Source organism: Paenibacillus sp. UASWS1643 (genome assembly GCF_008693195.1).
Classification (GTDB): Bacteria; Bacillota; Bacilli; order Paenibacillales; family Paenibacillaceae; genus Paenibacillus; species Paenibacillus amylolyticus_B.
In genome coordinates this window covers 78,958-92,116 of sequence record NZ_VXKZ01000095.1, presented here as the reverse complement: position 1 = coordinate 92,116, position 13,159 = coordinate 78,958, and the positions used below count along the sequence as shown (strand labels likewise).

Annotated in this window: 12 protein-coding genes; 8 read left to right on the top strand and 4 right to left on the bottom strand. The window is 45.5% G+C overall.

Annotated elements, in window-relative coordinates; all coding sequences use genetic code 11:
* Window positions 1-72: 72 nt before the first annotated feature.
* A complete protein-coding gene (locus FE296_RS05060; RefSeq protein ID WP_150364393.1) occupies window positions 73-2,040 on the top strand; it encodes a PTS fructose transporter subunit IIABC in 1,968 nt (655 codons plus the stop codon).
* A gap of 204 nt (window positions 2,041-2,244) precedes the next feature.
* Window positions 2,245-3,033 carry a class I SAM-dependent methyltransferase gene (locus tag FE296_RS05055; protein ID WP_124113900.1) on the top strand — a complete coding sequence of 263 codons (789 nt, stop codon included), beginning with the start codon at window positions 2,245-2,247 and terminating at the stop codon, window positions 3,031-3,033.
* 137 nt (window positions 3,034-3,170) lie between these two features.
* Here the strand turns inward: FE296_RS05055 and FE296_RS05050 are convergent, their stop codons facing one another.
* From FE296_RS05050 to FE296_RS05040, 3 genes are all read right to left on the bottom strand, one after another.
* Entirely contained in the window at window positions 3,171-4,310 is a 1,140-nt protein-coding gene (locus FE296_RS05050; RefSeq protein ID WP_150364392.1) for a zinc-dependent alcohol dehydrogenase, read from the bottom strand.
* A 79-nt stretch (window positions 4,311-4,389) separates the two neighbouring features.
* The gene (locus FE296_RS05045) at window positions 4,390-5,553 is read right to left on the bottom strand and encodes an oxalate decarboxylase family bicupin (RefSeq protein ID WP_150364391.1); all 1,164 of its coding nucleotides are present in this window, start codon (window positions 5,551-5,553) and stop codon (window positions 4,390-4,392) included.
* A 266-nt stretch (window positions 5,554-5,819) separates the two neighbouring features.
* Window positions 5,820-6,698 carry an SDR family NAD(P)-dependent oxidoreductase gene (locus FE296_RS05040; RefSeq protein ID WP_150364390.1) on the bottom strand — a complete coding sequence of 293 codons (879 nt, stop codon included), beginning with the start codon at window positions 6,696-6,698 and terminating at the stop codon, window positions 5,820-5,822.
* A 172-nt stretch (window positions 6,699-6,870) separates the two neighbouring features.
* On the opposite strand from FE296_RS05040, the gene FE296_RS05035 reads away from it, so the two are divergent.
* A complete protein-coding gene (locus FE296_RS05035; protein ID WP_223868772.1) occupies window positions 6,871-7,305 on the top strand; it encodes a MerR family transcriptional regulator in 435 nt (144 codons plus the stop codon).
* A gap of 64 nt (window positions 7,306-7,369) precedes the next feature.
* Here the strand turns inward: FE296_RS05035 and FE296_RS05030 are convergent, their stop codons facing one another.
* Window positions 7,370-8,305 carry an AraC family transcriptional regulator gene (locus FE296_RS05030; protein WP_150364388.1) on the bottom strand — a complete coding sequence of 312 codons (936 nt, stop codon included), beginning with the start codon at window positions 8,303-8,305 and terminating at the stop codon, window positions 7,370-7,372.
* Window positions 8,306-8,480: 175 nt separating this feature from the next.
* Here FE296_RS05030 and FE296_RS05025 point away from each other — a divergent pair, with 175 nt between their 5' ends.
* The 5 genes from FE296_RS05025 to FE296_RS05005 all read left to right on the top strand — a co-directional run bounded on the left by FE296_RS05025 (window position 8,481) and on the right by FE296_RS05005 (window position 13,144).
* The gene (locus FE296_RS05025) at window positions 8,481-8,741 is read left to right on the top strand and encodes an Atu4866 domain-containing protein (protein WP_150364387.1); all 261 of its coding nucleotides are present in this window, start codon (window positions 8,481-8,483) and stop codon (window positions 8,739-8,741) included.
* 24 nt (window positions 8,742-8,765) lie between these two features.
* Window positions 8,766-9,503: an SDR family oxidoreductase gene (locus FE296_RS05020; protein ID WP_150364386.1), complete on the top strand. Its 738-nt coding sequence runs from the start codon at window positions 8,766-8,768 to the stop codon at window positions 9,501-9,503.
* 59 nt (window positions 9,504-9,562) lie between these two features.
* The gene (locus tag FE296_RS05015; RefSeq protein WP_076209057.1) at window positions 9,563-10,465 is read left to right on the top strand and encodes a LysR family transcriptional regulator; all 903 of its coding nucleotides are present in this window, start codon (window positions 9,563-9,565) and stop codon (window positions 10,463-10,465) included.
* Between the two features lie 160 nt (window positions 10,466-10,625).
* Window positions 10,626-11,363: a spermidine synthase gene (locus tag FE296_RS05010; RefSeq protein WP_124113908.1), complete on the top strand. Its 738-nt coding sequence runs from the start codon at window positions 10,626-10,628 to the stop codon at window positions 11,361-11,363.
* 269 nt (window positions 11,364-11,632) lie between these two features.
* A complete protein-coding gene (locus FE296_RS05005; RefSeq protein ID WP_317889398.1) occupies window positions 11,633-13,144 on the top strand; it encodes a sensor domain-containing diguanylate cyclase in 1,512 nt (503 codons plus the stop codon).
* The last annotated feature ends 15 nt before the right edge of the window (window positions 13,145-13,159 follow it).

Below are 13,159 nucleotides of genomic sequence, written 5' to 3'. Positions count from 1 at the left end.
GGTTTTTACTGTAATTGTAATGTAGTGAGGCCTGCCTAGGCAGGCCGACTGAACTTAAGGGAGTGTACCAAGATGAGAATAACAGACTTGATGATCCAGGAAACGATGATCATGGACCTGCAAGCCTCAACCAAAGATGAGGCTATTGATGAACTAATTGCAAGCCTGAACCGAAGCGGACGAATCAATGATCCGGTCCTGTTCAAGGAAATGATCTATAAAAGAGAAGCTGAATCCAGCACGGGGATCGGTGGCGGAATTGCAATGCCACATGCCAAAACAACAGCAGTGAACGAACCAACAGTTGTATTTGCCAAGAGTAGAAAAGGGCTTGATTTTGAAGCGTTGGACGATCAGCCAGCTCATGTGTTCTTCATGATTGCGGCTCCAGAAGGCGCAGGTAATACCCATCTGCGTACGCTTGCAGCTCTTTCCAGGTTGTTGATTGATAGCGATTTCATCTCACAATTGATGAGTACAGATACACCTGCCGAAGTTAGTGCATTGTTTGATGCCAAACAGGCAGAAGCAGCGGAGAAGGAAGCAGCCAAAGAAAAAGCAAAAGCTGAAAAAGCAGCGAATGCCGCATCCACTTCTACTACTGGTCAGCAACAGAATACTTCTGGTGTGATTGTAGGTAATGCCAATTCGGAAGATTTTGTTGTTGCAGTTACAGCCTGTCCAACCGGTATAGCGCATACGTTTATGGCTGAGGATGCACTTAAAAAGAAAGCTCAGGAAATGGGCATTAATATTCGCGTAGAGACCAACGGTTCCGAAGGAGCACAAAATGTTTTGACGGCTGATGAGATCGCTCGTGCTAAAGGGGTTATCGTTGCCGCAGACAAAAATGTGGAGATGGCACGTTTCGATGGCAAACCGGTATTGCAAAGACCGGTGAGTGATGGAATCCGTAAATCCGAAGAGTTGATTCGCAAGGCCGTTAACGGTGATGCACCGATCTATCGCAGCCAAGGCGGAAATGCCAAGGAAGAGGGCGCAAGCGCTGGCAAAATCAGTGTGGGTAGCAAAATCTATAAAGATCTGATGAATGGTATCTCGCATATGCTGCCATTCGTTGTAGGTGGCGGTATTCTGCTAGCAATCTCCTTCTTGTTCGAACAGCTTGCTAGCCCTGAGAATCCGGTTGTGCAACTGCTTCAAACGATCGGTGGTGGAACAGGTGCGTTCCACTTCCTGATTCCGGTACTTGCCGGATTTATCGCGATGAGTATTGGTGATCGCCCGGCCCTGATGCCTGGTATGGTCGGTGGATTGATGGCGGTTAACTCAAACGCCGGTTTCCTTGGTGGTTTGGCTGCCGGTTTCCTGGCGGGTTATGTCGTTATTGGTCTCCGTAAGTTGTTCAAAGGATTGCCAAAAGCGATTGATGGCTTGAAACCAATCTTGCTGTATCCGGTATTTGGCTTGCTGATCGTGGGTGCAATCAGTTTCTATGTCTTTGATCCAATCTTTGGTTCCCTGAACACATGGCTTGTAGATGCACTTGGTAACTTGGGTACAGGTAATGCAGTATTGTTGGGCTTGTTGCTTGGCGGAATGATGTCCATCGATATGGGTGGACCGTTCAACAAAGCGGCTTACACGTTCGCTATCGGCGTATTCACATCCAGTGGTAACACAGACGGTGCATGGATGGCAGCGGTTATGGCAGGCGGTATGGTACCTCCTCTGGCGATTGCACTTGCAACAACGTTCTTCAAATCCAGATTTACGGAGCAAGAACGCAAATCAGGCCTGACTAACTATGTACTTGGATTCTCTTTCATTACAGAAGGTGCAATTCCATTTGCTGCGGCTGATCCATTGCGTGTATTGACTTCTTGTATTCTGGGTTCTGCTGTTGCTGGCGGATTGACACAACTGTGGAGCATTAATGTACCAGCTCCGCATGGCGGGATCTTTGTTGCAGCACTGGCGAACCACGCATTATTGTTCCTGCTCGCTGTTGCGATTGGTTCAGTGATCTCTGGTCTGATTCTGGGACTGTGGAAGAAGTCACCAACGCTCGTGAAGTAATAAATATAAAAAACATCTCCTGGGTGAAATTCACTTGGGGGATGTTTTGTTTTTTATTTCAGCTTTTTTGTTAGGTAGTGGAAAGTTGCCTCCGAATTTGTGTAAAATGCTTATTTAGCTTTTACATTCATGTGTGGTAGAATAAATATAATTATATTTTGAAACTATGTTTCGTCTAATGAAACTTATGCAGGAGGAATTGGAATGTCTGATGTAATCAAAAGTCAGGTGCAGAAGCAGTTTGCGAAAAATGCAGGTAAATATGTGACGAGTTCGGGGCATGCCAGAGGTGAGGATCTCGCGTTGCTCGTGGCTTCATCTCAAGCCACTCCGGATATGAACGTGCTGGATATCGCCACAGGGGGAGGGCATGTTGCTAATGCTTTGGCTCCACTTGTTCAGCGGGTGACAGCCCTCGATCTAACGGAGGATATGCTTCAGGCAGCTGAACGATTTATTCAGGGTAATGGACACGGTAATGTAGATTTTGTAGCCGGAGATGCAGAGAAGCTGCCATTCGATGATGATATCTATGACCTGGTGACCTGCCGAATCGCTGCCCACCATTTTCCGGACGTTTCTTCGTTTGTTCATGAGGCATTACGAGTGATGAAGCCCGGTGGAAGGTTGTTATTCATTGACAACGTGGCACCTGAACGGGACGAGAATGACCAGTTTTACAATGAAGTGGAGAAGTGCCGGGATGCAAGCCATGTTCGAGCATGGCGCAAGACGGAATGGATTCATATGTTGGAGTATGCCGGCTTCCGAATGGAAACGATGGTTTCCTTCCAGAAGCGCTTTAAGTTTGAAGAATGGTGTAACCGTGCAGCACTGCCGGAACAGGAAAGAGAGGAACTTGAAGCGAGCATGTTGAGTGCACCGTCCATTATCAGAAAATTTTTTAATTTTGAAGTGACAACGAACGGGAAGCTCGACAGCTTCCAAGGGGAAAGTGTGTATATCCAAGCGATTAAACCGACTCATGTCTGATTAGGTAAAACAAAAGATTTAGCTGAGCAGTTATGAAAGAGCTAAAGGATGAATGTTGATAAAATAAAACAAGCAGAGTACCTTGAACAGGTAGTTCTGCTTGTTTTATTTTGCATATTTATAATCAAAACGACGGTTCAGGGTTTTAGTATAACTTTGGTACATTCGTCTTCATGATCGTTGAAAATGCGATACGCATCGCTTGCATTCTCTAGTGAAATCCGATGGGAGATGATTTCGGTTGGATCAAATTCACCAGCAGTGATTTTGCGGAATAATTCAGGCATGTAATGTATAACAGGAGCTTGTCCCATTTTAAGATTGATATTGCGCTCAAACAAATTGCCTAACGGAAACATGTTGTAGGAAGAGCCATATACACCCGTAAGTTGGAGTGTACCGAATTTGCGGATCGCTTTCATGCCGATTTCGATCGCACTCAGTGAACCGCCATGAAGTTTGAGCTTCTGCCCGATCTCCTCCAGCGTGGTTTTTTTACCATCCATACCTACACAGTCAATAACAACGTCGGTTCCGCCTTGTGTAATCTCGCGAATGTGCTCACCCATATCATCGTAATCTTCGAAATTAAAGATCTCTGCATCGTTCAAACGTTTGGCTTTCTCCAGTCGATAGGGCAGGCGATCCACGGCAATAACGCGTTTGGCACCTTTCATCCAGGCGAACTTCTGCGTCATCAACCCAATGGGTCCGCTACCGAGTACGGTCACCGTATCTCCCGGTTTAATCCCGGCATTCTCGACGCTCCAGTAAGCGGTTGGAAGAACATCGGACAGGAACAATAAGGCTTCATCTTCCAGTTCACAGGATTCCGGAATCACAAACGGAGTGAAGTTCCCGTAGGGAACACGCAATAATTCCGCCTGACCTCCAGGGTGGTTTCCGTAACGCTCGGTGAACCCAAAATAACCACCTGTATGAATATCCGGATTGCCATTGGAATTATCGCATTGGCTCTCCATGTCATGATTGCAATAGAAGCATTCACCACAAGCGATGTTAAAAGGCAGGACCACACGGTCCCCCTTCTTCACACGTGTCACTTCAGGACCTACTTCTTCCACAATGCCCATCGGTTCATGACCGATAACGTAATCTTTGGCAGCAGGCAAGGCTCCCTGATAAATATGCAGATCCGATCCACATATAGCTGTAGAAGTAATACGAACGATAATGTCATCCTTCTGTTGCAGTTTGGGATCTTCAACCTCTTTGACTTGAATGTCCTTTATTCCCTGAAACGTAACGGCTCTCATCTTTCATATTCCTCCTTATATAGTGGGATTCTCTGACAATTACCCCATTTCAGCATAAATGATAGATATACATACTAAATTAAACGACAGGCCATTTTACTTTACGCAAGGCATCGAGTAACATGGGCGGCGCATTAAGATTGTCACGGACCAGATCACGAGGGGTTAACGCCATCCACTGATTCAGCGATACATCCTCGAATCGATCACTTCGGAATATTTCCAAAAACCATAATGTGTCTGTGCCGGTATTCTGTATGTAGTGTCCCATTGCGACAGGAACATATCCGACATCTCCAGCCCGATAGTCAAATGTACGAGCAATGCCATTGCCTCCAAACACTGTCATTCTTCCTTGTCCTGTCAGATAATATTGCCATTCATCCGCATTGGGATGCCAGTGCAGCTCGCGCATGGCGCCAGGTCGGATCTCAACGAGTGCTGCTGCAACGGTAGTTGAGATGGGGAAGTTAGTGGAGTCTACGATCCGCACGCTTCCGCCGGGTGTGATGAGCGGTTCTTGAGCCAGCAACCGGTGTTTGAATGTGAGAGGAACGGTACCATATGGCGACTGAACTTCCTGGCTCTTGATGGAACCCGGGACGGTATCTTGGAAAATGTAGACCTGTTCCTTCGGCATCGACTGAAAAGCGGATTCGGGCACGCCGAAATTAACAGACAATACCTCTGGTGGGGTATGGGCAAACCAATCCGATATGGATAACGTATTCAGATCGGAGAAGGACCCGTCATCAAACACAAGCAGAAATTCACAACCATCCTCCAGTCCCTGAATGGAATGGGGGAGACCTTTTGGGAAAAACCAGAGATCGCCGGGACCGACATCCGCAATAAAATTACGTCCGTTCTGATCTACCGAAGTGATTCTTGCCGTTCCCCAGATCATATAGGCCCACTCAGATTGTTGATGCCAGTGCAATTCTCGTACACCTCCCGGTGTCAGGCTCATGTTCACACCAGCCAGTGTAGTGGCAATAGGGAGATCCCGTACGGTGATTTCACGTGACCAACCCCCATGGTTCAATTGCATATGCGTATCGGAAAAAGACATTTTTAGATTGGGCAATAACCCGTTATCGGTTACCGGAGGTACCAGCATATCGGGGTTCTGTATATCTCTCATGACGTCTCTAGGTCCCAGATCAGGTCCTCCAGCGCCATCACTGCGAATGGGTTGCGGGATAATAAATGGTTTTTCGTTAGGTTGCTGTCCTTTGGTCATTGAGTGATCCCTCCAGATTCAATAACATGTCACACGCGACATTGCATCGTTATGTTTACACCTATGAATCAGGGCCTGGATAATATGAGGGACAAACGACAAAAAAGACGTGACCGCATGCGGCCACGTCTTTATACGTATGTGAGAAGTCGAACAATCAATGAATCCGGTTATCGAATCAAATGAAGGCAGAATTCCAGATCGGATTGAAGATGCTCTTCAATGAGGGAGGGGCGCTGATAATATAGTGCTCACATCCATTATGATTAAGATGGGCTAGTTGTGGTCTTCCCAGACTGCGTTGTACGAAAATGCTGCTCGTAGATCTCGTTTACCCGGTGGAGGACGGCAGGGCCTTGCTCTGTGAAACGAAGTGCTGTCGCTTTATTTTTCACCAGAAATGTACCGGATTCATGTCCGGTGGGTGATAAAGCCGCATTGTAGAGCAGCGAAGCGCCATGGCTTGGATGAGGAAAGAACCATTTCATAATAGGTTTGATATAGAAGGGCAGGCCGGATGTTTTGTTGCCCCTCAGCGTATTATTTCCACCGGGATCTACGCTTAGCAGTTGTATGCCATTCGCTTTGGCAGACTTGGCAACCTCACGTGTCCATAGAGATAGACCGAGCTTCGAGGTGGCATAGGGACCAAACAGCTTTTTGAATTCAGCTGGACGTTCCAGGATGTTTAGATCAAATTGTTTGACCATACTGAACGCGGTGGTGGAAGTGTTGACGACTGTTTTCATCTGTCCTTTGAGCAATAGCTCCACTAATTCCATGTAGATGATGTAAGGGACTACAGTTTGAAGTTCAAAGTGCAGTTCATGCCCCTGATCAGAGAAACGAAGCTCCGAAGCGCTGCCACCCGCATTGTTAAACAAAACATCAATTGAATCGGTATCGGATTTAATCTGATCCAGTGCAGTCCTCAAACTGTCGTAGTTGGTCAGATTAGCCTGAACCCAACGGAGCTGGCCTGAACGTAAGGCGTTCTGAATAACGGTATCCTCGGATGGGAAAGCAGAACGATTGAGACCGATTACCTGCCATCCTTCAGCCAGTAACTTGCGTGTCAGTTCAAGACCAATTCCTGACGTTGAGCCTGTGATGAGAGCGGTGCGAAGCTGATTTTGTATGTTCATATATACCTCCAGAAGAATGGGATTACAGAACGAATCTGTATGCTGCGCTCATTCTATAACTTGGAGTCGACTCCAAGTCAAGAGGTATTGGGATTGAATGGATCATGCTTGACTTGGAGTCAGCTCCAAGTTGTAATATGGAGAGAAATGAATGTGGAAGGAGGCCCTTATGATGAACGAGAATGAAGTATTCTCCATTAAAGAAACGTCAGAACAGGCCGGATTATCGGAAGATACAATTCGTTATTATGAGAAGATTGGGCTGCTTCCCCGAGCTGAACGCAAAGCCAATCGCCATCGGGTATATCGCTCTGAGGATATCCATACGATGAAGTTGATCACTTGCCTGAAAAAAACAGGGATGTCTCTGGAGGAAATGAAGCCTTATTTACAAATGTCCATGGATTCCGATCTCGCAGATTTCCCGGATGAACGGGAGATGCTGGTGAATCACCGGAAGAAAGTTGAAGCACAGATTGCTTCGCTACAACAAGTCGTTGATTTTATCGATGAGAAGTTGGAGAAACGAAGTATGTATCCTGATGAATGTCCTATTACCGGGGAGAACCAGATGTCTGTTTTTGAAAAACAGAACATATTCTCTTGATGGCACTGCTACCTATTTGAATCTGAAAACCCACGTCATGATGACGCGGGTCTTTTTGTTGTTTCTAGTATTTAATATCGAGTGTATGACGAAGTCGTTTGATATCGCTTTTGGGAGGGAGACCATACATGCGGGCATACTCCCGGCTGAATTGAGACGGACTTTCATAGCCAACCTGGAACGCAGCGTCGGCGGCATCGGTTGAACCTGCAAGCAACATTCGCCGGGCTTCATGCAATCGAATTTGTTTCTGGAATTGCAAAGGGCTCATGGCGGTAATGGCTTTGAAATGATGGTGTAATGAGGAAGAACTCATGTTGATCATGGCAGCAAGTTGTTCAATCCGAAGTGGCTTGGCATAATCCGATTGGATGACTTCAATCACCTCGGCGATGTGCTGTGCATGACTGTCCTGAATAGCAAACTGCTTGATGGAGTGTCCATGTTCATCCTGAATAATACGATATAGAATTTCGCGGATAAACATAGGGGCAAGGACGGGAATATCTTCAGGTGTATCCAGTAGTCGAACTAATCGGATCACGGCTTCAAGAAGGTCAGGTTTGGTTGAACTAACAAACAATCCTCTTCGTGTTGAATGGTCAGGTATGGGTTGTACAGAAGGCGTATCCTGAATCAGATCGAAAATCTGCCCTGAATCAAAATCCAGTCGAATACATAGATAGGGATGTTCGGTTGTAGCCTGTACAACCTGCCCTGAAATAGGCAAGTTTACGGAAGCTACCAAATATTGTGACAGGTCGTAGATGTAGCTCTCGCGGCCGAGTATAACTAATTTGGAACCTTGGGCGACAATGCAGAGGGAAGGCTGATAAACGGAATATATGGGTTGTGAGATTTCGGAGGCACGGATTAAGGCAAGCGATGGAATTGCTGTAGGATGTATCCCGTCACTTGGGGTGAAATGCTCAATAAGTTGAGCCAATTGTTGTTGCTGCTCCGTGATGCCAGTATCCGTTTCATTTGTTTTAATAAGCATGAATTGTAGCCCCCCTTGTAAACCACTATTACTATTATTTTAAAATGCTCTGGAGGAATAGGCAAGAATACTGTGGGATTTTTCTATCGTACAACGATTGATCCACTCCATAATGGAGATAAGCAACAGAATCCTTTGAAGCAGAGAGGAGTGAGAAACAGTGGAGCGCAGTTCAATGGGTGAAAAACAAGAATCAAAACACCCGTATGTGGGGATGTGGGTCACGAAGGATGGATATATCAGACACGAACTTCTTCCTTGGGGTAGATATGATGAAGCGAGAGGAGATCGGCAAAGTGCATATCAGGGTCGCTATATTGTTCATGGGAAACATATAGAATACGTGGATGATACGGGATTTACAGCGGATGGAGACTTCAGAGACGGCGTTTTGTATCATGCAGGCATGGTTTTGTATAGAGAAAATGTACAATAACAACCGAACAAGGAGCGATTTAATATGTCCAATGTAAAAGGAAAAGTTGTTCTCATTACCGGTGCGAGTAGTGGAATTGGTGAGTCAACAGCTCGATTGCTTGCACAGCATGGAGCGCATGTAGTTATTGGAGCCAGACGTATGGAACGTTTGGAGGCATTGGCCTCCTCCATTCGTTTGGAAGGCGGATCGGTGGAGTATCACTCGCTGGATGTTACCAGATTGGAAGAGATGCAAACGATTATTGACCTCGCTCAAACTCGCTATGGACGTATCGATGTTATTTTAAATAACGCTGGAGTCATGCCGCTATCTTCCCTTGACGCGTTAAAAGTAGACGAATGGAATCGCATGATCGATGTTAACATTCGTGGTGTTCTGCATGGCATTGCGGCAGGACTACCCGTCATGAAAAAGCAGGGTTTCGGCCAGTTTATTAATATCGCCTCAATTGGAGCTTATGCCGTGTCACCAACGGCAGCGGTGTATTGTGCAACCAAATACGCGGTCCGCGCCATCTCGGAGGGGTTGCGACAGGAAGTAGGCGGAGATATCCGTGTAACCCTTGTATCACCGGGCGTGACGGAATCGGAACTCGCGGATACAATCTCTGATGAAGAAGCACGTGATCTCATGAAAGAGTATCGGCGCATATCCATTTCCGCCTCGGCGATTGCGCAAAGTATCTTGTTTGCCATTAGCCAGCCTGCAGAGGTGGACGTAAATGAAATTGTAGTAAGACCGACAGCAAGCATGGCTTAAGGTCGGATCCTCTTTTGGTATATAATAGGTTCAATTGATACGAAAAGAGGAATAGTGCAGTGACATTACAACAACTAAAATATGTGATCGAAGTTGCCACGCGCGGTTCCATGAATGAAGCAGCTAAAAGGTTGTTTATCTCGCAACCCAGCCTTTCGAATGCCATTCGGGATCTGGAGCAGGAGTTGCGAATTACCATTTTTGAACGTACCAATAAGGGAATATCACTGTCTAAAGAAGGTGTTGAGTTTCTGAGTTATGCCCGTCAGGTGGTAGAACAAGCTGAATTGCTGGAGAATCGTTATCTGAATGCCAAGCCATCCCCACAGCACTTCTCTGTATCGACGCAGCATTATGCGTTTGCCGTGAATGCCTTTGTTCGTCTGGTACAGCAGTATGGTCAGGATGAATACGAGTTGGCGCTTCGGGAGACAAAGACCTACGAGATTATTCAGGACGTGAAAAGCCTGCGTAGTGAAATTGGCATCCTGTATTTGAATGAGTTCAATGCCAAGGTCATTAACAAATTGTTAAAAGATGCGGGATTGGTTTTCACGAGTTTGTTTACAGCCAAGCCCCATATCTTTATCAGTGTGAAGAACCCGCTGGCGAAGCAGGAGTCGGTTGCAATCGAGCAACTGCAGGATTATCCGTACTTGTCATTTGATCAGGGAGAGTACAATTCCTTTCATTTTTCCGAAGAGATCCTGAGTACGTTATCTCACCCCAAAAGCATACAGGTCAATGACCGCGCAACATTGTTTAACCTGTTGATTGGTCTGAATGGTTATACGATCTCTACGGGTGTACTTAGCGCTGATCTGAACGGAAACGAGATCATTCCTGTACCGCTGGAATGTGAGGAATCCATTAATGTAGGGTGGATAAGCCACAAGAGTACTTCTCTCTCTAATCTGGGTGTAGCATATGTCCAGGCTCTGCATGAGGCCATAGGTTCTTAGAAGTGTTAAATGGTTCATCAAAAGGCCGTTTCCGTATGAGTCGGAACGGTTTTTTTGTTGTACTATGATCTTTCAAGTATAGGGTGGAATGTTGTCATCCCGTGTAATAGAATGAAAGTATATGTCGAAAAGGCTTAAGAGATTGAAGGGAGAACGGTTAGTGAGAGTTCTGTATCGTAATAAAAGTGAACAGCATGAGCTGACGGTATATGATACCAAAAAGCTTTATGGAGAGAAGGGCCAGTTTCGTGTATTAGAATTCTCCAACGCAGCTGTGCAGGGAGCCATGGATTTAGATGAGCCTAACCGGATGGTGTTGGAGTATCCGAGAGCGATGGTGCATCTAATGGAACGGAATGATCCTGAGTTTGATACTGTATTTGTGGTGGGACATGGTATTGGCACATTGCCAACCTACTTGTCTGATCGTCAGGTAAAAGTAGCTGAGCTTGACGCAGAGGTCGTGGAGTTGAGCCGAACCTTTTTTGGATATGAGGGAAGTCCTGTGCTCATCGGGGATGGTCGTGAATTATTAGGCCAAGAACCCGCTGCGACATATGATTATATTATTATTGATGCCTTTACGGCAACGGGTACACCCGAGCAGTTTATATCCAGTGATTTTTTTACCATGGTCAAGGACAAGCTGGACTCGGACGGAGCTGTGATCCTTAATGTGTTTGGGCGTGCGGGCAACGATCGGCTTGTCAATGCGATCTATACGACACTTCAGGCACAGTTTGCCTATACACGTGCATTTGCATTACCTACAGAAACAGCGGATGAAGTTCAGAATCGAATTTTAATGGGCAGTCATCACCCAATCGAATTTCAGGTTCGTCACATGGCAGGGTTTGTTGAACAAGAACCAGAAGAAGGATATATCATTGTTGATTAGGGCGATCCTGAACAGTGATTCTTCCAGGAAAAGTAAAATGTCATTAAATCGTCAATCTTACGATGTAATTGTTAAGATTTCTCAAACTCTTTATTTGATCTTAACAACTTTTGTATAAGATAGAAGGAATATGCCTTTTCATGAAAATCCGGGGGAAGTAAACGATGATTGCACAGATCAAGAGATCTAGGTTACGAAAAAAAATAAAAAACATCAAGAAGATCAGCCTCACGGCTTTACTCGGCGGGTTGGTCACTATATCAGTTATAATGACATTGACCCTTATGGTCATCTCATCTTATACATCTCAGAAACAGTCACTCATTGATAACACCCTTTCGCTAAACTATGCAAGCGCTGTGCAAATGAGCCAAACGCTGGATTCGCTTTTTTATTCCATGCAGGAGAGCTTGAGATATGCAGCCCAATATTTCCCGGATATGGATCACGCCAATACAAAAGAGTTGAATTCCACATTGGATTTGGTTCGCAATAGTAGTAATTTTTTTAATTCCGTTTCTTTGGTAAATAAAGCGGGGGTAGTCAGGTCTACCTCACCTTACTCACAGGCTAGTGTAGGGCACCATGTTAGTTCCAATGCAGCAAAAGAAGCGGTTAAATTGAGGGCTTCGTATATCTCTGAAGCGTACCAGACACCCAGAACCAAACGCAGAATTGTATTTGTCAGTGAACCGATCTTTGATTCGGCAGGGGAGTATCAAGGAACAATCGGTGGAAATATCTTTTTGCAGGAAAATAATATATTGAGTCTGTCTTTTGGTAGTCAGCTCAAGACAAGTAATGGTTCCTACTTTTTTATTGTGGATAAGAAGGGCACTTTGTTATTTCATCCAAACACCAACCGAATTGGTGAAAATGTCAGTGAAAATGAAGTGGTGCAAAAGCTGTTGGCAAACGAGAACGGTAAAGAACAATACAAAAACCTGGCAGGTGTGGATTCGCTTGCAGGTTATTACAAAGTTCCATCAACAGACTGGGGCGTCGTAATCGTGTCTCCAACCCAAACGGTGTACGATCAGTTGAATCATCATATCCGTATGTTGTTACTGTACACTTCAGTGCCTTTCCTGATCCTGACCCTTATTGTGGTTCGGGTTGCACGCAAGCTGGCCAGTCCTTTTGCTATGCTCGCTGATTTGGTGAATCAGGTCGATAAGGGACAAGTGGATCTACCTGTGATGAAGCCTCATTGGAATAGAGAGGCAGACCTTCTAACGAGAGCAGTTGTTGGCGCATTGGCGAACTTTAGGAAACAGACAAACCAGCTTGTCTATGATGCCAGAACCGATGTTTTAACAGGCATGAACAATCGCAGAACTTTCGAAGAAGTCATCCAGGAATGGATTCAGGATGAGGTGCCATTCTCCATTATTGTTCTGGATATTGACCGCTTCAAGTCCATTAATGATACATTCGGGCATCATGCTGGGGATGAAGTATTGAAACACATTGCCAATATCATTCAATTGTCTGTTCGACCAGAAGATGTCTGCGCCCGGTTTGGTGGAGAGGAATTTGTAGTCTTGTTAAGAAATTCCGAGTCTAACGTGGCTTTTGAGATTGCTGAACGTATCCGAATAACGGTCGAAGAAAGCATATTGCCTATAGATCGTTCCGTCACCATCTCGGCTGGAATTGCTGAATATCCGAAGCACTCCACAACTTCCACAGAACTGTTTCACTTGGCGGATAATGCATTGTATCAAGCGAAGGAAGACGGGCGTAACCGTACGGTTACGATCCAGACGGTTATTAAATAAGCAAGCAAAGAAGCT

Coding starts and splice junctions, on each gene's coding strand:
- FE296_RS05060 (WP_150364393.1), top strand. CDS start 73: ATGAGAATAACAGACTTGATGATCCAGGAAACGATGATCATGGACCTG.
- FE296_RS05055 (WP_124113900.1), top strand. CDS start 2,245: ATGTCTGATGTAATCAAAAGTCAGGTGCAGAAGCAGTTTGCGAAAAAT.
- FE296_RS05050 (WP_150364392.1), bottom strand. CDS start 4,310: ATGAGAGCCGTTACGTTTCAGGGAATAAAGGACATTCAAGTCAAAGAG.
- FE296_RS05045 (WP_150364391.1), bottom strand. CDS start 5,553: ATGACCAAAGGACAGCAACCTAACGAAAAACCATTTATTATCCCGCAA.
- FE296_RS05040 (WP_150364390.1), bottom strand. CDS start 6,698: ATGAACATACAAAATCAGCTTCGCACCGCTCTCATCACAGGCTCAACG.
- FE296_RS05035 (WP_223868772.1), top strand. CDS start 6,871: ATGAACGAGAATGAAGTATTCTCCATTAAAGAAACGTCAGAACAGGCC.
- FE296_RS05030 (WP_150364388.1), bottom strand. CDS start 8,305: ATGCTTATTAAAACAAATGAAACGGATACTGGCATCACGGAGCAGCAA.
- FE296_RS05025 (WP_150364387.1), top strand. CDS start 8,481: ATGGGTGAAAAACAAGAATCAAAACACCCGTATGTGGGGATGTGGGTC.
- FE296_RS05020 (WP_150364386.1), top strand. CDS start 8,766: ATGTCCAATGTAAAAGGAAAAGTTGTTCTCATTACCGGTGCGAGTAGT.
- FE296_RS05005 (WP_317889398.1), top strand. CDS start 11,633: ATGACATTGACCCTTATGGTCATCTCATCTTATACATCTCAGAAACAG.